This is a genomic window from Planobacterium oryzisoli, assembly GCF_015354315.1.
Taxonomy (GTDB): Bacteria; Bacteroidota; Bacteroidia; order Flavobacteriales; family Weeksellaceae; genus Planobacterium_A; species Planobacterium_A oryzisoli.
This window is the reverse complement of sequence record NZ_JADKYY010000002.1, coordinates 132,602-156,801: the sequence shown is the minus strand read 5'-3', so window position 1 is coordinate 156,801 and position 24,200 is coordinate 132,602. Positions and strand designations below refer to the sequence as shown.

Below are 24,200 nucleotides of genomic sequence, written 5' to 3'. Positions count from 1 at the left end.
TTTTTACATTTTACTACATTCATGGCTATTATTATTTTCATTATAGTACTCTGGTACTCAGGTTTATTCTTCCAAACGTTCTTTTTACACAGATATGCAGCGCACCAATCTTTCAAAATGTCTCGTTTTGGAGAGAAATTGTGCTACGTGCTCACTTGGATTACTCAAGGTTCTAACTACTTAAGCGCGTATGGTTACGGCGTAATGCATAGGATGCACCATGCATTTGCGGATACAGAAAATGATCCCCACTCTCCAAAATACGACCCGCATCCATTTGCAATGATGTGGAGAACGAAAAACATCTATCAAATGATTAACAAGGAGAAGATCCGCGTAGAAGAAAAATTCACCAAAAATGTACCTCAGTGGAAAAGTTTTGACCGCTTTGCAAGCTCATGGGTCTCCCGAATAGGATGGGCTGTAGCCTATACGGTATTCTTTATTTTCTTTGCCGACGCATGGTGGCAATGGCTGTTTTTACCGGTAGCATACATGATGGCTCCAATACATGGAATGATTATAAATTGGTTCGGACACATCTATGGTTATGTTAACTTTAAGGTGTCGGATACTTCTAAGAACCTATTCCGTTTCGATTGGTTAATGATGGGCGAAGGATACCATAACAACCACCACAAATTTGGAGGACGTCCTAATTTTGGAGGCGTACGGTGGCACGAAATAGATGTGACCTACATAATCATGCTAGGATTGGAAAAACTTGGATGGATTAAAATGAATAGAGTAATGGCGACGCCAAAGCGTGAGATTCTACCTCGAAACTAAAATCCGATGGAAAGCTTGCCACTCTTTTACTCTACAAAAAGTCCGTCAGAAATTACTTCTACAACCCCCCTTCTTATTTTACTTCATGGATACGGAAGTAATGAAGAAGATTTACTTGCATTCAGCGATTCACTGGACGAAAATTTCCTTGTGGTGAGTCTGCGAGGACCGCTAGTCCTTGACCCAGTCTCCTACGCATGGTTTGATATCAACTTTTTGGATCAGTCCCCAAGTATCAATACACAGCAGGGTATAGATTCTCTGAACGACATTTTAAATACGATAGTACAAATTAAAAACCACTACGGTCTAAATAACCAAAAAGTTCATTTATGTGGTTTTAGCCAAGGAGGAATGCTGTGCTACGCACTGGCCTTAAGAAATCCAAATCTTTTCGGGAAAGTAGCATGCTTGAGTGCATACCCGGAAGAATCACTGCTGCAATTAGGTAGCATCTCAAAAAAAGAACTAGAACATCTGCGATTTTTTATATCGCACGGCACAGAAGATGGAATAATTCCTATAGAATGGGCCAGAAAAGCAGCCGACCTACTGTATGATTTAGGATGCTACTTTTCTTTTCGGGAATACATGAGCGGCCATGCAATAAACCCAAAGAATTACAAAGACCTTATGGACTTTATAAACAGTTAGAATTTACAACGTAAACGCAAATTCTCGCTTTACTTCCTTGATCGTAAAAGAACTATGGGTACTAGCTATATGCTTTAAGGTGGTTAGCTTCGACACCATAAATTCTCGGTACTCCTCCATGCTTCCAACCACTATTTTTAAAATGTAGTCGTAATCTCCACTTACGTGGAAACACTCCATTACTTCCGGAAGCTCCACAATTTGTCTTTCAAAAGTAGTGATGTACTCCTTACTGTGTTGCAGGAGCTTAACATGGCAGAGTACTGCAAAATCCTTTTCTAATTTTTTCGGATCCAAAACTGCAACATAACTTTTAATAACACCATTTCTTTCCAAGCGCTTTACCCGCTCAAACACAGCAGTGACGGACAGATCAAGCTGCAAAGACAAATTTTTGGTGGTTTGTTTCGCATCGTTTTGCAGTAGAGTAAGTAACAATCTGTCTTTTTTATCTAATTCCATAGAAAATACTTCGGGTTAACACCTATACTAAAAGCAAATATAGAATAAAAATCTACCAAAATTAATAGTACTCCATTTTAATTCTACTAAAGGTAACATAGCTTGTTTTTAAATTTACATTTGTACATATTAGTAGAATAAATCCGACCCTATGAATAATACTACCGCTGCTGAAAGACTTGAAAAAACCTATGGAATAACAAGTGAAAAAGGGGTTAATCCTGCTATTTCCGACAGTTCTACTTATTTTTTTGACTCCGCCCAAGATATGTCAAAGACGTTCGAAGGGCAGACAGAAGGAATGTATTTGTACTCCCGTCATTCCAGCCCAAGCACCAATTATCTTGCACGAAGTCTTGCCGCAATGGAAAACATGCCCGCAGCCCTTGTGACTGCTTCCGGTATGAGCGCTATCGCCGTTACTTTAATGCAGTTACTGCAAAGCGGTGAGCATATTGTGGCGGGACGAACGATCTATGGGGGATCCTACGCACTGTTGAAGAATTTTTTACCAAGATATCAAATCGAGACTTCTTTTGTAAATATGATTAATCTCGAGCACGTTTCTCAAGCAATCAAATACAACACAAAAGTACTTTATTTTGAGTCCCTTAGTAACCCTCTACTGGAAATACCGGATTTTAATGCCATTAAATTACTAGCCCAAGAAAAAGGAATTAAAATTGTGGTGGATAATACCTTTACGCCACTTTTATGTGTGCCCAAAGAGTTAGGGGCAGACGTGGTCATTCATAGTCTTACGAAATTCATCAATGGTACAAGTGATGCGTTAGGGGGTGTTGTCTGTGGGGACACTGAATTTGTGGAAGCACTAAGGGATGTAAACTCAGGTGCCAGTATGCTGTTAGGACCTACAATGGACGCGCAAAGGGCCGCCAGCATTTTAAAAAACATGCGAACTTTATCAGTACGCATGCAGAAACACTCACAAAATGCATTATACTTAGCAACAAAATTGGAAAGCGACGGCTTCACCGTACTGTACCCTGGTTTACGCTCACATCCGCAGCACGCTCTGGCAAATACATTTTTTGACCCCAAAATAGGATATGGAGGCCTCCTAGCTCTAGACATGAAGACCCATAGCAATGCTGCCAAACTAATGGAAGGCATGCAAGAAAGAGGCCTTGGTTATTTGGCAGTTAGTCTAGGGTTTTCAAAAACTTTATTTTCAGCCTCGGGCAGCTCCACCTCTTCGGAAATACCGGAAAACGAGCAGCAAGCAATGGGACTAACGTCCGGCTTAATTCGTTTCTCCATTGGCTTGGATGAAAATATAGCAAAAACGTATGTCCAAATGAAAAGTATACTAGATGGTATTGCGGAAGCGTAGGAAAGTTCGCTACTTTTAACCTATGATTAAAAGTCTTATAATTTTGATTGTAGCCTTGGTATTGGCACCCTGTTTCAAGGCTCAAGCCACCAGAAAAGGCACCGTTCTAAAGGATTCATTATACGCTCCCCAACTTGGCTATACCAAGGGCATATGGATTTATTTACCACCTAACTACGATTTCGCCAAGCAAAGATATCCTGTTCTGTATCTCCAAGATGCCCAGAATCTATTTGACCGTAACACCTCCTACAGTGGTGAGTGGGGCATAGACGAAACGATGGACAGTCTCTATTTCAAAAAAAAACCTATGGCGATCATAGTTGGAATAGAACATGGCGGTGAGAATAGAATAAACGAACTTACACCCTTCCCGCATCCTAAATACAAGGGGGGCCAAGGCAAAGCTTATTTGGATTTTATCACAAACAGCTTAAAACCACACATTGACAAGAACTATCGGACCAAAACCAAAAAAAGACATACCTATATAGGTGGAAGCTCCCTAGGAGGCCTAATTTCTACTTTTGCTTTGGGTTATTCAAATGATTATTTTTCAAAAGCCCTAGTGTTTAGTCCTGCGTATTGGATTAATTTACAACCATTAGTCTCATTCATAAGTTCGAGCAGAAATTGCCATTATTCACGAAAGAGTCTATACATAATTCAAGGTTTAAACGAAAGCAGTACAATCGAAAAAGACACCAGAGAGGTGGTACAACACTTGCAAAACAACGGACTTAAGAGAAAGAATACAGCAATTTTATCAGATCCCAATGGGGTACATAATGAAAATTTTTGGAGAAGCGAATTTGCACGGGCTTACCTCTGGCTCTGGAGTCTTTAATCAAACCCGTTCGGATACGACTCTTTCAGAACTTCCACAGATTTCAAGACTTTGGCTTCCAATCTGCTTTGGTAGGACACCAAGCGTTGGCGTAATTGCGTATCAAATGAGGATAAGATGCGTGCCGCAAGTAAACCTGCATTAAGCGCTCCATTTAAAGCCACCGTTGCGACTGGAATCCCTGAAGGCATCTGCAGTATAGACAGGATTGAATCCCATCCATCAATAGAATTAGAAGAAAGTATTGGAACACCAATTACAGGCACGGTAGTAGAACTTGCCACCATGCCTGGAAGGTGTGCTGCCCCTCCAGCTCCCGCAATAATGACCTTGATACCTCTTTTACCCGCCGTCTGTGCGTACTCCAACATTCTATCAGGTGTTCGGTGCGCAGAAACTACGGTAAGTTCAAATTCCACTTCTAGTTCTTGTAGGATTTGCGATGCTTGCGACATAATCTTCAAATCACTTTCACTGCCCATTATGATACCAACCATTTTCGCTTTTTTTTCAAAGATAAGACAATTCCGAAATTATAAATAATCCTAAGGGATTTTGCTTGTCCTTACCGTCAAAATCAAATACCTTTGCCCTCAACTGTACTTAAATTATTCCCCCTAAAATTTCCCCCTAATTCCAATGAAGCAACCAGCTAACCTTTATTTGTATGTGGCCCTATGTATTGTAGCCGTCGTTTGGGGGACGACGTACCTCTCCATACGCATTGCTGTACACACTATTCCCCCTTGGTATGTAACAGGTATAAGACAGAGCATAGCGGCATCTCTCATTCTGGCTATCTTACTATACAGAAAAGAATTTGATTGGATTGGCTGGAAAAACCTTGCAGTACAAATCGTTCTTTCTGTACTTATGATCGTACTTGCCAATGGAATGACTACTGTAGCAGAAAAGCACATTTCCAGCAGCTTGACCTCGCTGTTGACAGCTACTTCTCCCCTTCTAGTCTTTCTAGGTAGTAGCCTTTTAGGGATGGAACGATTTACCATTAGATCCATTGTTGGCCTAGTGCTCGGATTCTCCGGAGTTGTATTAGTATTCTCTGACGGACTTAAAGACTTAACTAATCCAAGTTATATCAAAGGCATTTTAATCCTATTCGTAGGGATCATAGCGTGGGCATCAGGGACTTTATACAGCAAGACATTATCCAATTCATCAGGTTCCATTTTACTCAATTTATTTTATCAATTTGCTTTTGCTGCGGTTTTACAACTATTTATTGCCCGCATGGCATACCCGTCCGTTGACCCAAGTACCTGGAGCACCTTATCGCTTTGGAATGTAGTATATCTTGGAGTTTTCGGTTCAGTCGTTGCCTACTACGCATTTCTATATGCTATAAAGCGAGTCAAACCTTCCCAAATATCTACCTTGAGCTATCTTAACACGATAATAGCAGTATTTCTGGGGTGGGCAGTACTAGATGAAAGAATCAGTACAGGATTCATTTTCTCCACTGCACTAATTATCGCAGGGGTATTTCTAATGAATTACCGAAAAGGTATGTTTAAGAAGCAATAAGGTATTTTAACCGTGTATATAGTTCTGCAAATGTCCAATCATTTCCTTTTGCTGAAGTACCTTTTCCCGAATCACGTCAGTAATGGAAATAATACCGGCAAAAACATGGTCTTCCATGACAGGTAAATAACGAATATTATGCGTGGACATTAATGCCATACAGTGGTCTAGACTGTCGGTAGAGGAAACTGAGGGCAGATCACTGGACATCACTTCTTCTACCTTGGTCTGACTTGAATGCCGGTTTTTTAATATCACATTGCGGGAATAATCCCTCTCAGTGAAAATACCGTAGTATTTTTGTTCCGTTTTTACTACAACAGAACCCACGTTGTTGTCAGCCATTAGCCGCAGAGCTTCTAAAACGCTCGCTTGCGGCGCGATACTAATCATTGGCTTTACTTTGTGTGCTAATGCATTCGCTACGTTACTCATAATTAATTTTTTTGGGATTTGATACCAATAAAATTATTAAAAATTATGAAATTACACGCACCATCTTTTTGATTTTCAGTAGCATGTCGAGTAATTCCTCCCGCGAATCGCGTACTACATTGATATGCCCCATCTTTCTTCCGGGTTGAGTCTGTTCCTTACCATATAGATGTACATACGTTCTAGATAGGGTAAGCACCTTATCCAGTCCTTCGTATTGGACCCGACCAGAGTACCCTGCCGCACCTACTAAATTTAACATCCCGGAGTACCCAATCGAATTCGTATCTGCAAGTGGGAACCCTTTAAGGATACGGTACATCTGCTCAAACTGGGAATTGGCATTTCCTTCCTGTGTCTGATGTCCCGAATTATGCAATCGTGGTGCCACCTCATTTACCCATACCTTACCCTGTTTGTCCAGCAATAATTCTATTGCGAACAGACCTGGAGAATCTACAGCGGATAAAAATGCATCTGATATAGTTTGGATTTGTGCATGAACATCCTTAGAAATTTCTGCGGGACAGACATTAAAATCCAGTAAGTTGAGTTCTGGATCGGCAACCATCTCGGTAATAGGAAAAACAGCAGTTTCTCCTTTTTCATTTCTTGCCACTATCACGGAGAGTTCTTTTTCTATATCTATTAAACTTTCTATAACACTGGGCACGTCCCATAGTTTATGCATTTCTTCTTTACTGCGAATAATCTGCACACCCTTTCCATCGTAACCCCCAGTACTGGTTTTTTGCACAAAAGGTGTAGGGAAATTAATCTGGGAAACAGTTTGGATTGCCTGATACGAAGCCGTAGGTATTCCGTGCTGGACATAAAATGCTTTCTGCATAATTTTGCTCTGTATCATGGAAATTGCCTTCGCATTAGGAATTACTTTAATACCTTCCTTTTCAAGGTCTGCTAGGGCCTGGGCATTTACATGTTCAATTTCTATGCTCAATACATCCACCTTGCGTCCAAATTCAAGCACTGCATTGTAATCGGCAAAACTACCTAGGGTATGACGTGCAATATTTGCGCAAGGGGCATTTGCCGAAGGATCCAGCACCTCCCAAGTATCATCGTACTTAAGTGCTTGCTGAATCAGCATTCTACCCAACTGTCCACCTCCAAGAATTCCAATTTTCATATTTTATTTTTATACTGATTATAAAATGCATTTTTCCCTAGTATCTGTAACAGAAAGTATCTTCCAAGTCGATCCTATCCTTCCTAGAATAAATACGTTTTCTCCACAGTGCGAAAGTTTATTTTTATAATAAAACTGGTACTGCGTATGGACAATTGCTAGGGCATCTTTTACCGAAATATTCTTTTGCGAAATCAACTCTTTAAAATCCCCGGGAGCAGCGCTTGTAATGCTCTGTATAAATGAATCGGTGCTTGTATTGCGCACTTGCCCAACGCTGTCCAGCGTAGAGAGCTTCCAATCTTTATGGGTAAGAGAAAGTAGTCGTGAAGAATCCGCTTCATACATCGCAGCAAAGAATGAATTCACCACCGCACGGACTTCGTTTTCCTCTTGGGCTTTAATTCCAAACGGCGCTAATAGACAAAAAAGAAAAATAAATATTTTCATATTCATGTGGATTCATAAAATTCTAAAGGTAAAGAATCAGGATCTTGAAAGAAAAAGAACTTGCGTCCCGTGTAGGGATCTTCCCGCAATGGTTCGCAGTCTACACCATGAGACAACAGATACTCTCTCGCAGTAGTGATATTATCAACCGAAAAAGCCAAATGGCGAAGTCCCATTGCCTCAGGACGACTAGGTCTGGCAGGTGGATTCGGAAATGAAAAGAGCTCTATTTGCTGTTTTCCAATTCCAAGATCCAATTTATAGGAATCCCTATCGGAGCGGTATGCTTCGTGAAGAACTTTAAAACCTAAAAGTTCTGTATAGAACTTCTTTGACCGCTGGTAATTAGAACAAATAATGGCCACGTGGTGTATTTCCTTAACAATCATAACTGCTCTTCTTTCTGAATCCATTTTTTAACAGGAGGGGAAATAAAACCATCCATTGCCTGTAAGAGAGCGTCCGCCTCCTTTTCCACGACAAAGATTTTCCTATGCTTTGGTGTAATAAACCCTTCTGTTTCCATTGTATCAAACATATTAATAAGTGCATCGAAATACCCAAAAGCATTCAAAATACCAATAGGTTTTTGATGAAGACCAAGTTGCGCCCAAGTGAGCATCTCAAAAAATTCCTCCAGGGTGCCAAAACCTCCTGGTAGCATAATGATTCCCTCCGAACGCTCATACATTAAGGCTCTACGTTCATGCATACTGTCTACAATATGAAGCTCATCCAGACTAGGATGAGCTATTTCTTTGGTCTGTAAGAATTGGGGTAAGACTCCTATGGTATATCCCCCCATTCTGTTTCGCACCCTCTGCTAGCGCACCCATTAAACCTACTTGCGCTCCACCGTAAACTAGAGCGATCCCTCGAGCTGCTAGCATCCCACCTAGATATCTGGATACCTGCACTAATTCTGGCTGCTGCCCACTATTAGAACCACAAAATACACTATATGCTTTCATCTCATTTAGAAAATCATTTTATCCTTGACAACATGCCTGTTCTGGGCAAGCTCTAGCAATCCGTTTTCTATAAATTCGATGATTGAAGCCTCCTCTGGTCCATGAGGAAACAGCAAATGAAGGTTGGCTCCTGCATCTAAAGTGAAAAAGAGGGGCAGGCCGGTTTGCTCTCTAAAATTCCATACTCTATTGATGGCTTCTAAGGTTTGGGTCTTCATTAGAATAAAAGCGGGTGCGCTCACCATCATCATTGCGTGAAGTGTTAATGCTTCATGTTCTACAAGCGCTATGAAATCCTTCATTGCCCCTTCCCTTAGAATACGTGTTAGTGGAACAAAGTTATTGCGCGCTTCTTCAAATCGTGTTTTTGCATAGGGATTCGATTTCATTAATCCATGTCCTACAGTTGAACTAACCGATTTCTCGCCTTCATGAATGAGAAGGACCCAGTCGTTAAAGCTTCGAAAGATCGGATGGACTTTGTTTATATCGTACTCTACTCCATACAAGTCCGAACTTCCCTTCACATGGGGCGTCTCGCCCCACACAACAAGTCCATCGTATAGACTACGGCAGGCACTTCCGCTTCCTAGCCGAGCAAGGAAACTTGCTTTACGCAGACACGCTTCGGCAGATATCTGCTCTCCAAAACTTTGGTCCATTGCCATCAAGCATTTAGAGAGCGCACCAAATCCTGACGCTGAACTAGCTATTCCACTGCTATGGGGAAAGGTATTATCTGTATGAATTAGATAGGATCCTTTATCAATCCACGGAAGATACAAACTCAGGGATCTGAAATAATTTTCAATTTTTTTTGAAAAGTCTGACCGCTGTTCTCCACCTAGAAATGTTTTTACTGAAAATTCCTTGCCTGCATCAAATTTTATGGTGGTATCACTACGGCATGCACTTAACGTATAACTGATACTTGGGTTTGCAGGGATCTGATTTGGATATTTGCCCCAATACTTTATTAGAGCAATATTACTAGGACATGAGGCAGCTACCTCTAGTGAGGTAATATCATAATTTGTGTTACTGTAAAAAATTTCTTCCATATTTTTTAGTGGGCGTACATTCTTTCAATTAACTCTTCGTACTTCTTAAGGACTACATTTCTCTTTACTTTCAATGTGGGCGTGATCTCGCCTGTGCTCACTTCAAATTCAAACGGCATAAGTGTGAATTTTTTCACCTTTTCAAATCCAGGAAGGGATTTCTGAATTTGCTCTAATTTTTGATGGTAAAAGTCCTTGACCGATTCACTATTTAGTATATCTTCCCACGAAGTAAAATGGATATTCATTTTTGCGATCTGTTCACGAAGTGCATCAAAATTGGGGATTATTAAGGCGCTTACAAAAGGCCTTCCTTCTGCCACGACCATCGCCTGAGTTATATACTGATCATTAGAGAGCAAGTTTTCAATAGGTTGAGGAGTTATATACTTACCATTGGAGGTTTTCATCAAATCCTTAATACGGTCGGTAATAAATAAATTACCTTGTTCATCAAATCTTCCGGCATCGCCTGTTCTGAACCAGCCGTCGGCAGTGAAAACCTCTTGAGTTTCTTGAGGCTTTTTATAGTATCCTTTCATAATACCACTGCCTTTAGCTAATATCTCATCGTTCGCACCTATTTTGATCTGCGTATCACCCAGAACCTTTCCCGCACTTCCATGCTCGTAGCCAGTAAAAGGAAATGCAGTAAGTGTGGCTGTAGTTTCGGTAAGACCATATCCCACTGTGATGTGAATTCCCATGGCGTCAAAGAACTGAGTTACCTCAGGAGACAACGAGGCACCTCCACACGGCATGAACCACAATTTACCACCCATTTTCATCTTTATCTTTCCAAACACCAGCTTATCAGCAATCGCAAATTTTAGACGAACAGGAAGAGGAACCTCTTGCGCATTGCTTCGAAGGTTTGAAACTTGTGTGCCCACTTGTAACGACCAATTAAAAATTTTACGTTTTAGTGGGGAACCTTCTTTTACCATTTCATTCACAGCCGCATAAATTTTCTGGTAAAACCGTGGCACCGCACACATCATAGTGGGACGAACTTCCTGTAAAGCACTGGCGATTAGTTTGGTGTTCTCAAGAAAATAAACTTTTGCACCGCCATACAGCGATAAAAGTGTCCAACTCCTTTCAAACACATGAGACAGAGGAAGAAATGCCATTGAAGTCTGGTCCTGGAAATTCTTAAACTTGAAAAACTCGAAATGCGCCTCAATGCATTTATGAAAATTACCGTGTGTTAACATCACGCCTTTGGGGACACCTGTAGTACCAGAGGTATAGATTAACGTAGCCAAATCCTCATCCGACCGTTCGCAGACAGTGATTTGCTCACTACTATCCTTAATAAAATCCTCTAGGAACACCGATTTTTCGGGTTTAATCCAAATCTTTTTCTTGGACGCAACAATCAGCTGCAAGGCATCTAAACGTTCACTAATGCGGTAGACTGCATCGTACTGCTGCTGGTCACCCACAAGAATTATTTTAAGCTCCGAATCCTTTATAATATATTCAGCCTGCTGCTCAGTATTGGTACTGTAGATTGGCACCGTTACTGCTCCAAGGGATAATACGGCAAGGTCAAATACGATCCATTCTGCCGAATTGTCTGAATAGATACCTACCGTATCTCCTTCGCATACCCCAACGGATTGAAGGGCTCCTGCCGTTTTTGCAACCATCACTTGGAAATCCCTCCAGTTCAGTTCACTCCATTCATTCTGCTTCTTAAATCCAATTGCTGGTTTAAGCGGAAATTTGCGCGCATTCTCAGCAATAAAATTAACTATGTTCATTTATTGTAATTTTTTTTCCATTCTAAATACTTAGTAAAATGGAATTCTATACTTTGTTCAACGGGAATGAATTTATATTTTAAATCCCGCACCACTTTCTCATTGTTTAACTTAACCTGACTGTGTACAGCATCAAAATTTCCTTTTCGAAGTAACCTAAGGGAAGGTGCCGCCCAACTAAGAAATACGGACAGCAAATGCAACGGTCCCCTACTCCATAATGGTAGAATTTTAATAGGAGGCTTAGCAATTCGGGACCGCAGTTGGTTTGCCATCCAGTGATACGATTTATTTTCTGCAACTACCACATACCGCTCTCCTTCCACTTCACTTAGCAAGAGTACCACAGCAATATTTGAAACATCTCTCACATCCACAAATCCTGCTAATCCACTTGGAGCATAAGGTAGTCGCAATAGGCCTCCAAAAAGTGCCCCACTACTTTTCATCCAATTTCCGCTTCCAATTATTACTGACGGATTAATGATAACCACAGGCAAACCCTCTGCAGAGGCTCTTTGTACTTCCATTTCTGCCAAATGCTTGGATATTGCATAGTCCGAATGTTCGTTCTTGGCAATAAAATCACTATTCTCATCGCGGTACCCTTCCTCATTTATTGAGTCCAAGGTCGCTACAGAACTCACAAACAAGAACTTCTTTAGGTTTAATCCTTCGCAGGCATAAAGCAGGTTTTGGGTAACTTCAACATTACTCTTGAAAAGATTTTTTCTCTCAGAGGGATCAAAACTAACCATTGCTGCAGAGTGACATACATGTTCGATCCCAATTAGTGCCGATTGAAGTTGCTCAATATCATAGAAATCGACCTCATACCACTCCAATAGGTGTGTATATTGAGAAGCATCTAACTCATAGCTAGTAAAACTCCGCAGCGTCTCCTCTATAGGAGAATTTTTGCGCACCAGTGCACGAACACGGTGTCCTTTCACTAGAAGATCCATTAAAATCACTCTGCCTAGAAGCCCCGTAGCACCAGTTAATAAAACCATTGATAAATATTCTCTGTTTGCAAATATACATTTTGAAATATGGCAGTCAAAAGAACCATTTTATGCAGTCACCGAATCCAATAAAAAATCTTGTACAGTTTGATGAAAATCCTTAGGATTTTCAGCATGTACCCAATGTCCCGCATTATCAATAGTTGCGATTCTGTAGTGAGGAAACTGCTGGCTTAGAAGAAATTTATCTTGAGGCAGGATGTAGTTGGAGTTTTTGCCTGCGACAAATAATACAGGACCATTGAATACGCCATACTTTATAGCATTAGATACAAATTCGGTATACTTAGAATGCAAAACATCCAAGTTAAAGCGCCAGTCTAGTTTCTTTTCAGCGTTCCAGAACAAGCTTTTTGTAAGGAATTGCACCACGCCTTCTTCCGGAATAAACTCCATTAATTTTTCCTCAACTTCTCCTCGAGACTGCACCTGCGTAAAATCAATACTTTGCAATGCTTTGAAAATGCCTTGATGGTGCGCAGGATACGCTTTTGGTGCAATATCCACCACAATCATCTTCTCCACACGAACTGGATAGGTAATAGCAAACTGCATTACAGCCTTTCCTCCTAAGGAATGCCCTAAGATATTTGCACTGGTAATTCCGTGAAAATTCATGTAATGCTCTATATCCCGAGCCAAATCTTCATGGCTCATAGAATTGGAATGGAAACTTTTGCCATGGTTTCGCAAATCAATAAGATGGACAGGAAAAAAATCGGCAAAAATTTTTCCAAAAGTGGCCCAGTTATCTAGCATTCCAAATAAACCGTGGAACACAAGAAGCGGTGTACTATTGTGCTGGGTTCCTAATATTTTTGAGTGTAAAATCTCCATTCCTTATGTTTTTAGCTCCAAGTAGCAAGTCTCTTTAAATACGCCTGTATAGTGTTCTCAAGCCCCATATATAGGGCTTCCGAAATAAGGGCATGTCCGATTGACACTTCCAACAGACCCGGAATATGCGTTGCAAAATACTTGATATTATCTAAAGACAGATCATGACCGGCATTTATACCTAGTCCACATTGTGAAGCTAATTCAGCAGTTTGCACATAGGGCGCAATAGCACTTTGAGAATCACGTGCAAAGGATTTTGCAAAACCTTCAGTATACAACTCTATGCGATCGGTTCCTGTTCTGTATGCGTATTCAACCATGTCGGGATTAGGATCTAGAAATACAGATGTTCTTATGCCTGCTTGTTTAAAAGTTGCAACAATATCTGAGAGTTTTGACTGGTGGTTCCTGCAATCCCACCCTGCGTTGGAAGTAATGGCATCATCTGCATCCGGTACTAAGGTAACCTGATCGGGCTTAACATCCAAAACCATTCTGATGAATTCTGTTGAAGGATTACCTTCAATATTGAATTCCGTATAAACCACTTCCTTAAGATCGTACACATCCTTTCTAGTAATATGCCTTTGGTCGGGGCGTGGATGTATGGTGATACCTTGTGCCCCAAACTTTTGGATTTTCTCTGCCGCTTCTACCACACTGGGACTATCTCCTCCCCGCGCATTTCGAAGAGTTGCAATCTTATTTATATTTACACTTAACCGTACCATTCTTTATTTCGTTTACTATTACTAAATTCTATTAATCTGCATTATTTCGAGCTCAAACATTTCAGCGGCTACAAGAAGATGATCAAATATATCGGCTTGTATCTGCTCATAGTCAGTCATTTGCGCTTTGTTTGCGAAGCAGTATATTTCCAAAGGCATGCCTTGAGTTGTGTTCTCCAATTGACGAACCATTAGAAGTTCCTCAGTGTCTACATCAGGATCATGCCTAAGATAATTTTCAACATATTTGCGGAAGACACCAATATTAGTAAGCTGTCGACCATTGATTAACAGATCGTTATTCTCCATGTCTGCATTGGAGAGGTTTATTTCATCCGTTTTCTCTGTTAGATAGTCTTTAATTAAATTGATACGCTTTAATCTTTCTAACAGAGTGCTGTCCAAGAATTTAAAAGACTTTATATTAAAAACGATGGAGCGCTTTATTCTACGTTTGTTTCCTTCAGCCATAACCTGAAGATTTCGGATCTCTGTAGAAAGTAAATCGTAGGTAGGAATAGTAGAGATCGTCTTATCAAAATTTTGAATTTTAGTAGTAATTATATTAATCTCCATGATGGTACCTTCCAAGTCGTACTTAGGGATACCAATCCAGTCTCCTACTTTTAGACTTTTAGAGGTCGCCACATGGATTCCTGTCATAAATCCTAGGATGGTATCTCTGAAGACAAGTACCAAGACGGCAGTAATTGCTCCTAAGCTTCCTAAGATGGTAGTACTCTTTATTCCAAAGACCACACTAACGGCGATCATAGTAAAAATAAAAATACCAATAGTTTTTAAAGTCTGGGAAATGGCATTAATGGCAACTATTCGGTAATAATCCTGCTTATAAATATTATAAAATTTTATCGCTTTTAACAGGCGGTATGCCATATTTGCCACCACGACCACAATCAAAAGATCAATGAAACGCTCCAAATACAAATAACTTTCAGGATGTCTCCAGAATATGGAATAAAGCGCCATGTTTCCAAAAAGCAAAGCAAAGAGATGTGCTGCAGAATGTGTTATTCTTGACTCATGGACAGCCTTAAGTACAGGATATTTCTTTTCATCTGAAAACAGCTTGAATACATTATTAATAAGCAATTTTAGAAGAAAGTCAATGACGTATATCATTAACACTAGAAACACAAGCTTGGCTATTGCTTGCAACACCCATAGGTCATAGATATTCTCTGCAACAAAGTAGTGGATTTTGTCACTGATAATCTGTAAAAAATTAAGAGTTTGTTTAAATTCTTTTTCCATTTTTACAAAAATAGCAAAAACGATTGGCCAATTAGGTCGGTTTCGCTACTTTTAACCAACTTTAAATATTATGGACCAGGGAATAATTTATTTATTTAGCTTGCTTTTATTGTTTATAGGACTCTTAGGTACATTTCTACCGGTTCTTCCAGGGCTGCTACTTAGCTTGTGTGGACTGCTAATTTATAAGTACGGCGCTGAGAATTCCTTACCAACGATATATATTTGGATATTTGTCATTTTAACGTTGCTCTCTGTAATTCTAAACTATTTAATTCCTGCCCGAACAAACCGCAAATACGGTGGCACACGGTGGGGGTCGATTGGATCGGTTATTGGAACGTTTGCTGGAATGTTCTTTATTCCCATCCCATTTGGTTTCTTGATAGGCATGTTTTTAGGTGTTTTTATTGGAGAACTGCTTCACGATCGCACGGACCAGAAGAAAGCACTAAATTCAGTGAAAGGAGCATTCATTGGGTTTATTTATGGAACAGGCTTTAATTTTTTGGTAGGCCTAAGTATGCTTGCAGTGGTCCTTCTAGACCTAATCAAATAGGGTTAATTTGTCCTTTGCGCCCAGCCAGTTTATTGGGTCGATACTTTTCTCTTCAAGCATTCGGTTTATTTTTGAAAAAGGTGCACTACCAAAGAAACCACGGTATGCTGAAAGGGGTGAGGGATGCGCGGAACAAACTACCGCATGCTTCATCTTATCAATCAAAGGTAATTTTTCCTGGGCATGATTTCCCCAAAGTACAAACACCATAAAGTCTTTAGTTTTAGAGAGATACGAAATAACCTCATCCGTAAATTGCTGCCACCCCAAAAACCGATGTGAATTAGGCTGAGCTTTACGTACGGTAAGCGATGTATTTAAAAGCAAGACACCCTGTTGTGCCCAATCATCCAAAGATTTTTTAGTACGAGTTACACCCAAATCTAAATGCAATTCCTTGAGAATATTTTGCAGAGATGGAGGTGTCTTACAGGAATCGGAAACAGAAAAAGCCAGTCCATCTGCCTGCCCGGGTCCATGGTACGGATCCTGACCTATGATAATTACTTTAAGTTTCTCATAATCGGTCAAATTGAAAGCTCTATAAATTTGATCGGTTCTCGGGTAACATTCGTAACTAGTATACTCCTCCTTTAGTTCCATCTCGATAGTATTCAAGATAGTTCTAATTTCAGTTTGTTCAAAAAATGCGTTCCAACCCATTACCGAAAATTTCTGTTTTATATGTAAATATACGCCATGTGGAAAAATACAGCGTTTCAGGTTTTAACTCCCAAATATATACACAAATCAAACTAACCTATTTTTAGTATTTTTGTACTGTGCACATTTCCCATGACGATATCGTAGAACTGGAGTTTCCCGAGCTTTTAGCTCAAATAGCTCCCTTAGCATATTCTCCGCAAACCGCTGAGCGTATTCTTCATCTCCGCCCTCTTGACAAAGCAGGTGCAATCGATTCTTTGACAAAAACCACAGAGTATTTGACAAGTATTGAAAGCAATAATATAATCCCTTTCCATGAATTCCCTGATCTATCTGCGGAACTACAGGTTCTTCCCATCGAGAATTATCGTTTAGATGCGGAAGGATTTATCAAAATAAAATCAGTAACACAGCAAGTGGGCAGATTGAAAAAATTCTTCCCTTTGTTTGAACCTGCATTTCCCAGCTTATTAGCCCAGATTGAACAGGTAGAATTTCATAAAGAAATAGTAACGCTCATAGACGATGTGTTTAACAGGTTTGGAGAGATAAAAAATGAAGCGTCGGTCAATTTAAGGAGTATCCGTCAGGAAATCAGTAATGCCAGCAAAGCAATTCAGCAGAATTTCTCAAGAGCTTTAAGCCAATATTCACAGGGAGATCTATTGGACGACATTAGAGAAACAATCATAGAGGACCAACGCGTTCTTGCCGTAAAGTCAGGTTTCAAAAAAAGAGTCCCGGGACGTATCCTAGGTGTTTCTAAAACAGGATCCATTACATACATCCAGCCAGAGAGCGTTTTGAAGCACTATTTTAGATTAAGAGAAAGTAAGGAAGAAGAAAAGAAAGAAACGGATCGGATTCTGAGAAACCTTACAGCGGAAATGGCTACTTACCACGGGAATCTAATTCTATACCAGTCCTATCTGCTCCAATTGGATTTAATACGTGCTAAAGCACTCTTTGCCCATAGTATAGGTGGGGTATTGCCTAAAATCAATAACCATCGAACACTACGACTAAAAAACGCATACCATCCACTATTGTACCTTAGTAACCTGCACGAAAAAAAAACCGTATTTCCCCAAAGCTTAACATTAACGGCCGAAAATCGGATTTTATGTATATCTGGACCTAATGCAGGAGGGAAGTCCATCACACTTAAAACGGTTGGATTGCTTCAGCTTATGATACAATCTGGTATCCTCGTGCCAGTCCATCCCAAATCTGAAATGTTTTTCTTTGAAAAAATCATGACCGATATTGGTGATAACCAGTCCATCGAAAACCACCTTTCTACGTACTCTTCAAGGCTAAAAAAAATGTCTGGTATCATTCGGGAAGCAGACGCCGACACGTTGCTGCTAATTGATGAGTTTGGTACTGGCTCAGATCCGGAACTTGGTGGAGCACTTGCCGAAAGCTTCTTAGAGTACTTCTACCGAAAAAATGCCTTTGCCATCATCACGACCCATTACAGTAATATCAAAATACTTATTGAGCAGCTACCGCATGCTCAGAATGCAGCTATGCTTTTTGATGAGCACTCTTTGGAACCACTGTACAAGTTGGAAGTGGGGCAAGCGGGAAGTTCGTTTACTTTTGAGGTTGCGGAAAAAAATAAAATACCCGCACCAATTATACACTCTGCACGAAAGAAGGTGGAACGTGATGTGGTAAATCTCGACAAAACCATTGTAAAGCTTCAGCAAGAAAAATTTGAAGTGGAAAAACTCAAACAGAACCTAGAGGAGACGAAACTTTCGCAAAGTGAAAAACGCAATAATCTCCAGCGGTTAAACGAACAGTTGGAACAAAAACTTTACAATTTTCAAAAGCTCTATGAAGAAGAACATCGAAAATTGCAATTTGGAAACAAGATAGAAACTTTTATCCGCGATTATACTGAGGGAAAATCCCGCAAAGATGTCGTCAAAGAATTTGTAAAGCTGCTTGAACAAGAGAAATATAAAAAGTCGGATATCGATAAGGACCGAAGCAAACAACTTCAGATTGTCAAACGTAAGATCACGCAGCAGCTTAAAAAATCCGACGTCCAAGAAAAAATCCAACAGACTAACAAACAGCTTGAAACCGCTAAAGCAAGCGAACGCAGTCTTTGGATTAAACCAGGGCAGCGGGTTCGCATTGAGGGGTCGACCAGTGTGGGGACCATTGAGAAAGTGGAAAGGAATAAGGTTGTCATTAATTATGGAACTTTTAAAACAACCATCGGAAGCGATAAAATAGAGCGCATTTAAATTTTTAAGTGCTTCATACTTGTAGGCTAATAAACAATAAAACTTTGCAGTAAAAATTTATATCTTGATTATCAACGATTTATATTGTTGCCTTACATTTTTTTACTACTTTGTATTGCATAATACTAAATTTATTACATATCTTTGTATCGTAAAGTAAGAGATATAACTTATTTCCAGTTGTAACGCACTTACACTAATATGAAAATTTAAACCACTTTTAATCCATGAACACCGAAAACACCAAAGCGCAAATGCGAAAAGGAATTCTGGAATTCTGTATTTTAAGTTTGATCAATGATAGAGAAATGTATGTTTCCGATCTCATTGAAGAACTCAAAAAAGGAAAACTAGACGTCGTAGAGGGCACCCTCTACCCTCTTCTTACTAGACTTAAAAATGGAGAATTTCTCTCTTATCGATGGGAAGAATCCACGGGAGGACCTCCAAGAAAGTATTATCAAATCACTTCTCAGGGACAACGTTTCCTATCCGAACTCGAGTTCACCTGGAATGAACTTACAGAATCGGTAAACCAAATCACTAAAAAAGCATAAAAACCATGAACAAAACACTATCAATTGGACTTGCAGGATTTTCCTTCATTATTGAGGAACATGCCTACATAAAACTGAGCGACTATTTATCAGCACTTCGAAATTCTCTTGAGGCTTCAGAAGCTGATGAGGTTATGCACGACATTGAAATTCGCATGGTGGAAATATTCAAAGATTCACTTGGAAAAAGAGAAGTAATCAATGCCGAAGACGTAGATCGCGTTGTAAACCAAATTGGAAGACCAGAAGTTATCGAAGAACAAGAAGAAGCGTACTATTCCCAAACCACTTCCAATAAAACAAAAAACACAACCTATAATGGACAGAGGCAATTATTCCGCGATCCGGAAAGGCAAAAGATTGCCGGGGTGTGTGCGGGACTTGCACACTATACGGGAATGGATATTACTTTAATGCGTGCGATATGGCTTATAATAGCAATTTTAGGGCTTTTCACTGCAGCAATTTCAACTACTGTAGTGGTACTTCTTTATATAATCCTTTGGATTGTTCTGCCCAAAGCAGAGACAGCTTCAGATTTTTTAAAGATGAAAGGTAAACCAGTAAACTTCGATAATCTAAAGGAAGAATCTACTAAAATAGTACAGTTTGCAAACGAATCCACTCAACGAGTAGGCGAAATTTACAATGAAAACAAACCCTACATCAATCGCGCAGGAAGCAGTATATGGAATGTGTTCCGTTATATCGTCGGAGCCTTCTTCGCCTTCATTGGAGGGTCTCTTCTCTTAAGTTCTTTCGCAGTATTTGGAGTGAGCGCTTTTGGCAGCGGTGATATAAACTTTTTTGACAATCTTGGGTTTTACCTCCAGGACAGCAACTTAGGTTTTTTAGTCGTTGCTTTAGGTTTTCTAACCTTATTTATACCTGCCCTGATATTCTGCTATATAGCAATTAAACTATTTTCTCCAAAAACCAAACTTAATAACACCGGATATGTAATTGGAGCTTTAGCACTTATCTGGATTGCCTTAAGTTCTGCAGCTGGATTTAGTGCACTTAAGTATAAGTCTCAGTATAGTGGAGAAAATGAAGAGACGCAAAACGTCGCAATCACTACAGAGTCTGATTCCTTACTTTTAGATATAAACAAAGTTACAATCCCTGCCAATTTCAAATCATACTGGGACGATGTGTACTCAGACGGAAAGTCTATCTTCAAGGAAGATCACATCTATGTGGAAGTGAAAAGGGAGGACATTAAGGAACCCTATATAGTACTTAAGAAAAGAGCTGACGGATACAATCATCCGCTAAACATGGATGTTCCGCTAAAAATATCAGGCAATACTATCTCTTTCCCCAACTATTTTCGGTACGATTACAAAGATCGCTTCCGGGACTATCGATTGGATTATGAACTTGTGGTTCCACGCACAATGAAAATTATTAAACTAAAAGAATGGGGTATCAATGTGGATGATGAGTCGGAAGAATCTATTAATAATTCGGGCATACAAATCGAAAAGGATAAGGTAATAATTAACGGCCAAACAATCTCTTACGATTCTAACGACAAAGACAGTATCATTATCAATGATCGTAAATATCCAAAAGCCCAAGCAGAAAAGATGCTCGACTCTTTAAATATTGATTTGGATGAAATGAAAAACTTGAACATTCAAATTAACAACGGCGAAAAAGAAATATCCATTAAAACTAAGTAATTGTGATTTGGCAGCGGGTGAGGTTTTAATTGTTCAAGTTTTCCTTGCCTGCTCCTTTTTAAAAATTAACATTAACTTCTTTTATTTAAATACAGATTGTATTATCTTCGTCAAATCAAAACACAAAATCTAAATTCACTATGGTACAGGTAGTTATTGAGATCGTTATCAAAATAATGGATTTCGTTAGTAGTTTATTTTAAGAGCGTCAATATTTCAATATATTTGTGAAGTATAACCATTCTTATGGTTATACTTTTTTGTTTTAAAATCTCTATATGAAGAAAATTATTGGGGCTCTGCTTCTTAAAATAGTGGGATGGAAAGTGGTTTTGCACGGAGATGCAGATAATCTTAACCGGTGTATCTTGGTGGTAGCTCCTCATACCCACAATTCTGAATACATATTGGGTAATTTAGCCTATTGGAAGTTAGGTAAACCACTGAAGGTAATAATTAAAGACCAGCATACAAAAGCTTGGTATGGATCAGTTGTGAAGGCTTTAGGAGGAATTGGTATCGATCGATCGCAAAAAAACGATTTAGTGAATTTTGTGACTAAGCAATTTGAAAAGGATAGCTTCAGTCTAGTGATTACTCCAGAAGGCACAAGGAGTTGGGTTCCAAAATGGCGCAAGGGCTTCTACCACATGGCATTAAGTGCTAAAGTGCCCATCGTTCTTGCTGCTGGTGATTTCAAGACCAAGACGATTTATTTAGGTTACAAGATCTCGTACGAAAGGCTTACGCAAATAACCTATGAAGAGCTTCTAAAAGAGATTAGTGATTACTTTGTTGCACATGAAATCACTCCCAAAATCGCTGCAAATTGGAATCCTCATATTATTTAGCATGGAAGAAAATAAGAAGAAAGAAACTTTAGAGTACTTAAATAATTGGAGCAATAATTCATTGGGTAAAACCCTTGGAATAGTATTTACTGAAGTAGACGATGAGTCACTCACCGCCACAATGCCTGTGGGACCTGAGGTTCATCAGCCTTTTGGCATACTACATGGTGGGGCAAGTGTAGCACTGGCCGAAACGCTCGGGTCTTGTTTATCAGTCTTGCATGTTGATACCACTAAATATGTGCCAGTAGGCACCAATATTAATTCCAATCATCTACGCTCCAAACGTTCAGGGATCGTTACAGGTCGAGCCACTTTTATACGCAAAGGAAATACATTGCACGTCTCTCAAATAGAGATTACAGATGAACGAGGGCACTTGATAAATCACACTACAATGACCAATAATATTATTCCCCACAGCAAAATTAAATAATGCTTTATTTTAAACTGCCTAACCTTTCAACGCTTTATACTGTGGGACACACGCAATCCAGTTCGCCAGTACAGTTTGTTTCTTTTGACCAGAAGAAGATAGCGGCATTTAAGGGGTTTATCATTGAAGCAGATTCTGTCGATACCTGTAAGCAACTCAATGAGGCAGTCCTACCACATTTTCCTAAAGATGTACAAGACATAGTCAAATCGGACTATTTTGCTCTCGTGGAACGAACCAAAAATATACTTATAGATAGGGGGTTAAAGAAATTGGTGCTATCAAGAAGAAAACCGCAAAACATTAGTACCATTAAGTTGGGTGATGTTTTCTTTAATTTACAGCGGGCCTATCCTGAAGCATTCGTATACATTTTCACTTATGAAAACACTTATTGGTTAGGTGCATTTTCAGAAATTCTGGGAAAATACAACAAGAAAGATTCCACCTTTCACACCATGAGTCTGGCAGGAACGCTACCTCTAGACCAAGAGTGGAGCGGAAAAGAATATCAGGAGCAGGGTGCGGTCACCGAATACATTCAAAATATATTGCGAGATTATGCAATTGAAGTAAATCAGTCTCCTACCTACTCACATCGATCAGGTGCAATAAAACATCTAAGAACCGATTTTAAAATCAAATTGGAAGAGAACCAACTTGATGCTATAATTCAGGAATTACATCCAACACCTGCAGTTTGTGGGCACCCTAAAGCCCTCTGTCAAGACCTCATCCACTCTCTGGAAAATTCAGATCGGGAATTTTATGCCGGGTATTCCCGGGTGGAAACGCAGGACGAGATCTACTTTTTTGTCACACTACGTTGTGCAAAAATTTATCAAGATGGCGCCGTTCTGTATGTGGGGGGTGGAATTACTCCGCTAAGTGACCCACTACAAGAATGGGAAGAAACAGAGCAAAAAGCACAGGCCCTACTTTCGCATTTAGTCAGGATTTGATTTATCCTCTCTTTGATGAAATTTTAGACCACGTACTTAGTACATAAACTAACATTACACCTATAATTCCCGCAACAATAGAGAACACGAATTTAGTGTTGTACTGATGTAATATCCCAATTTCCCAATCCAGCGCGTAGACATTGATTCCGATAAAAATTACGAATACAACTAAAAAGATTTGATATACTTTAGCCATGAGATTTTTTTAAAAGTGAATATAAGTTTGCACAAGTTCCGCAAAATTTGCCGTAAATAACTTGATAGAGATTGCCAGTAGTATTATACCAAACACCTTCTCCACAACTTTCAACGTACCTTCCCCAATTTTGCGTTCTATCCAATTTGCGCTTTTAAGCACTATATATACAAAAATAGTATTAAGAATTATTCCAAAAATTATATTTATATCGTGGTACTGCGCTTTTAGAGAGAGGGTCGTTGTAAGTGTCCCTGCTCCTGCGATTAGTGGAAATGCAATCGGTACAATTGATGCAGCTTTCGCCTCAGTGTGTCTTTGAATCTGAATTCCAAGTATCATTTCCAGCGCAATTATAAAAATCACGAATGCCCCGGCAATAGCAAATGAATTTACATCTACACCTATGAAGTTTAAGATGGTTTTCCCAACAAATAAAAAGACAATCATTAGAATTCCAGCCACTATTGAGGCCTTCTCTGATTCAATATGACCAAATTTTTGTTTTAGGCTTACAATTATTGGAATTGATCCGATAATGTCAATAACTGCAAAAAGCACCATAAAACAGGTAACAATTTCCTTAATTGAAAAATGCTCGAATGCTTCCATAAATTTTACTTAATGAGGCTGTAAAATTATGAATAAAATTGAAGAAAT

The 24,200-nt window shown here is 39.5% G+C and carries 28 protein-coding genes; 12 read left to right on the top strand and 16 right to left on the bottom strand.

The annotated features are described in order from the left end of the window. Positions 1 to 21 precede the first annotated feature (21 nt). Both IC612_RS02350 and IC612_RS02345 read left to right on the top strand, forming a co-directional pair. The gene (locus IC612_RS02350; protein WP_194738568.1) at positions 22 to 789 is read left to right on the top strand and encodes an acyl-CoA desaturase; all 768 of its coding nucleotides are present in this window, start codon (positions 22 to 24) and stop codon (positions 787 to 789) included. Positions 790 to 795: 6 nt separating this feature from the next. After that, positions 796 to 1,443, top strand: a complete 648-nt coding sequence (locus IC612_RS02345) for an alpha/beta hydrolase (RefSeq protein WP_194738567.1) — start codon at positions 796 to 798, stop codon at positions 1,441 to 1,443. Positions 1,444 to 1,446: 3 nt separating this feature from the next. On the opposite strand, the gene IC612_RS02340 is transcribed toward IC612_RS02345, so the two are convergent. Further along, positions 1,447 to 1,905, bottom strand: coding sequence for an Lrp/AsnC family transcriptional regulator (locus IC612_RS02340; RefSeq protein WP_194738566.1), 459 nt, complete (start codon positions 1,903 to 1,905; stop codon positions 1,447 to 1,449). 151 nt (positions 1,906 to 2,056) lie between these two features. Between IC612_RS02340 and IC612_RS02335 the strand changes: the two genes are divergently transcribed. Both IC612_RS02335 and IC612_RS02330 read left to right on the top strand, forming a co-directional pair. Next, a complete protein-coding gene (locus tag IC612_RS02335) occupies positions 2,057 to 3,259 on the top strand; it encodes an aminotransferase class I/II-fold pyridoxal phosphate-dependent enzyme (protein ID WP_194738565.1) in 1,203 nt (400 codons plus the stop codon). A gap of 22 nt (positions 3,260 to 3,281) precedes the next feature. After that, entirely contained in the window at positions 3,282 to 4,106 is an 825-nt protein-coding gene (locus IC612_RS02330) for an alpha/beta hydrolase (protein WP_194738564.1), read from the top strand. Here the strand turns inward: IC612_RS02330 and purE are convergent. Beyond that, positions 4,103 to 4,603: a 5-(carboxyamino)imidazole ribonucleotide mutase gene (gene purE, locus IC612_RS02325; RefSeq protein WP_194738563.1), complete on the bottom strand. Its 501-nt coding sequence runs from the start codon at positions 4,601 to 4,603 to the stop codon at positions 4,103 to 4,105. The two genes, IC612_RS02330 and purE, sit on opposite strands and share 4 nt — an antisense overlap. Positions 4,604 to 4,745: 142 nt before the next feature. Here purE and IC612_RS02320 point away from each other — a divergent pair, with 142 nt between their 5' ends. Further along, positions 4,746 to 5,651 carry a DMT family transporter gene (locus IC612_RS02320; RefSeq protein WP_194738562.1) on the top strand — a complete coding sequence of 302 codons (906 nt, stop codon included), beginning with the start codon at positions 4,746 to 4,748 and terminating at the stop codon, positions 5,649 to 5,651. A 6-nt stretch (positions 5,652 to 5,657) separates the two neighbouring features. On the opposite strand, the gene IC612_RS02315 is transcribed toward IC612_RS02320, so the two are convergent. The 12 genes from IC612_RS02315 to IC612_RS02265 form a co-directional block, all read right to left on the bottom strand. After that, entirely contained in the window at positions 5,658 to 6,086 is a 429-nt protein-coding gene (locus tag IC612_RS02315) for a CBS domain-containing protein (protein WP_194738561.1), read from the bottom strand. A gap of 43 nt (positions 6,087 to 6,129) precedes the next feature. Further along, positions 6,130 to 7,236 (bottom strand): 5-(carboxyamino)imidazole ribonucleotide synthase, encoded by a 1,107-nt coding sequence (locus tag IC612_RS02310; protein WP_194738560.1) that lies wholly within the window; start codon positions 7,234 to 7,236, stop codon positions 6,130 to 6,132. An 18-nt stretch (positions 7,237 to 7,254) separates the two neighbouring features. Continuing rightward, positions 7,255 to 7,686, bottom strand: coding sequence for a nuclear transport factor 2 family protein (locus tag IC612_RS02305; RefSeq protein WP_194738559.1), 432 nt, complete (start codon positions 7,684 to 7,686; stop codon positions 7,255 to 7,257). 2 nt (positions 7,687 to 7,688) lie between these two features. Then, the gene (gene gloA2, locus IC612_RS02300) at positions 7,689 to 8,099 is read right to left on the bottom strand and encodes an SMU1112c/YaeR family gloxylase I-like metalloprotein (protein ID WP_228512833.1); all 411 of its coding nucleotides are present in this window, start codon (positions 8,097 to 8,099) and stop codon (positions 7,689 to 7,691) included. Beyond that, entirely contained in the window at positions 8,072 to 8,491 is a 420-nt protein-coding gene (locus IC612_RS02295; protein ID WP_228512832.1) for an LOG family protein, read from the bottom strand. Before IC612_RS02295 ends, gloA2 begins: the two co-directional genes overlap by 28 nt. Then, on the bottom strand, positions 8,427 to 8,576 hold the full coding sequence (locus IC612_RS10050; protein ID WP_262892247.1) for a hypothetical protein: 150 nt from the start codon (positions 8,574 to 8,576) through the stop codon (positions 8,427 to 8,429). Before IC612_RS10050 ends, IC612_RS02295 begins: the two co-directional genes overlap by 65 nt. 86 nt (positions 8,577 to 8,662) lie before the next feature. Next, the gene (locus IC612_RS02290) at positions 8,663 to 9,718 is read right to left on the bottom strand and encodes a diphosphomevalonate/mevalonate 3,5-bisphosphate decarboxylase family protein (protein WP_194738558.1); all 1,056 of its coding nucleotides are present in this window, start codon (positions 9,716 to 9,718) and stop codon (positions 8,663 to 8,665) included. A 5-nt stretch (positions 9,719 to 9,723) separates the two neighbouring features. After that, complete coding sequence (locus tag IC612_RS02285) at positions 9,724 to 11,487, bottom strand: AMP-dependent synthetase/ligase (protein WP_194738557.1); 1,764 nt, start codon at positions 11,485 to 11,487, stop codon at positions 9,724 to 9,726. Beyond that, on the bottom strand, positions 11,484 to 12,500 hold the full coding sequence (locus tag IC612_RS02280; protein ID WP_194738556.1) for an SDR family oxidoreductase: 1,017 nt from the start codon (positions 12,498 to 12,500) through the stop codon (positions 11,484 to 11,486). The genes IC612_RS02285 and IC612_RS02280 overlap by 4 nt, the downstream gene beginning before the upstream one ends. A gap of 60 nt (positions 12,501 to 12,560) precedes the next feature. Continuing rightward, entirely contained in the window at positions 12,561 to 13,349 is a 789-nt protein-coding gene (locus IC612_RS02275) for an alpha/beta fold hydrolase (protein ID WP_194738555.1), read from the bottom strand. An 11-nt stretch (positions 13,350 to 13,360) separates the two neighbouring features. Continuing rightward, positions 13,361 to 14,083 (bottom strand): pyridoxine 5'-phosphate synthase, encoded by a 723-nt coding sequence (locus IC612_RS02270; protein WP_194738554.1) that lies wholly within the window; start codon positions 14,081 to 14,083, stop codon positions 13,361 to 13,363. A 21-nt stretch (positions 14,084 to 14,104) separates the two neighbouring features. Further along, positions 14,105 to 15,358, bottom strand: a complete 1,254-nt coding sequence (locus tag IC612_RS02265) for a mechanosensitive ion channel family protein (RefSeq protein WP_194738553.1) — start codon at positions 15,356 to 15,358, stop codon at positions 14,105 to 14,107. Between the two features lie 70 nt (positions 15,359 to 15,428). Between IC612_RS02265 and IC612_RS02260 the strand changes: the two genes are divergently transcribed. Next, on the top strand, positions 15,429 to 15,917 hold the full coding sequence (locus tag IC612_RS02260; protein WP_194738552.1) for a DUF456 domain-containing protein: 489 nt from the start codon (positions 15,429 to 15,431) through the stop codon (positions 15,915 to 15,917). Here IC612_RS02260 and IC612_RS02255 read toward each other — a convergent pair. Next, entirely contained in the window at positions 15,906 to 16,580 is a 675-nt protein-coding gene (locus tag IC612_RS02255) for a uracil-DNA glycosylase (RefSeq protein ID WP_194738551.1), read from the bottom strand. The genes IC612_RS02260 and IC612_RS02255 overlap by 12 nt on opposite strands. A gap of 119 nt (positions 16,581 to 16,699) precedes the next feature. Here IC612_RS02255 and IC612_RS02250 point away from each other — a divergent pair, with 119 nt between their 5' ends. From IC612_RS02250 to IC612_RS02225, 6 genes are all read left to right on the top strand, one after another. Next, positions 16,700 to 18,847 carry an endonuclease MutS2 gene (locus tag IC612_RS02250; RefSeq protein ID WP_194738550.1) on the top strand — a complete coding sequence of 716 codons (2,148 nt, stop codon included), beginning with the start codon at positions 16,700 to 16,702 and terminating at the stop codon, positions 18,845 to 18,847. Positions 18,848 to 19,074: 227 nt separating this feature from the next. Next, entirely contained in the window at positions 19,075 to 19,404 is a 330-nt protein-coding gene (locus IC612_RS02245) for a PadR family transcriptional regulator (protein ID WP_194738549.1), read from the top strand. A gap of 5 nt (positions 19,405 to 19,409) precedes the next feature. Beyond that, positions 19,410 to 21,092 carry a PspC domain-containing protein gene (locus IC612_RS02240; RefSeq protein WP_194738548.1) on the top strand — a complete coding sequence of 561 codons (1,683 nt, stop codon included), beginning with the start codon at positions 19,410 to 19,412 and terminating at the stop codon, positions 21,090 to 21,092. Positions 21,093 to 21,370: 278 nt separating this feature from the next. Next, entirely contained in the window at positions 21,371 to 21,943 is a 573-nt protein-coding gene (locus IC612_RS02235) for a 1-acyl-sn-glycerol-3-phosphate acyltransferase (protein WP_194738547.1), read from the top strand. Position 21,944: 1 nt separating this feature from the next. After that, the gene (locus IC612_RS02230) at positions 21,945 to 22,379 is read left to right on the top strand and encodes a PaaI family thioesterase (RefSeq protein ID WP_194738546.1); all 435 of its coding nucleotides are present in this window, start codon (positions 21,945 to 21,947) and stop codon (positions 22,377 to 22,379) included. Beyond that, positions 22,379 to 23,341: a chorismate-binding protein gene (locus IC612_RS02225; protein ID WP_194738545.1), complete on the top strand. Its 963-nt coding sequence runs from the start codon at positions 22,379 to 22,381 to the stop codon at positions 23,339 to 23,341. The genes IC612_RS02230 and IC612_RS02225 overlap by 1 nt, the downstream gene beginning before the upstream one ends. Before the next feature lie 208 nt (positions 23,342 to 23,549). Here the strand turns inward: IC612_RS02225 and IC612_RS02220 are convergent, their stop codons facing one another. After that, entirely contained in the window at positions 23,550 to 24,152 is a 603-nt protein-coding gene (locus IC612_RS02220) for a MarC family protein (protein WP_194738544.1), read from the bottom strand. Positions 24,153 to 24,200 lie beyond the last annotated feature (48 nt).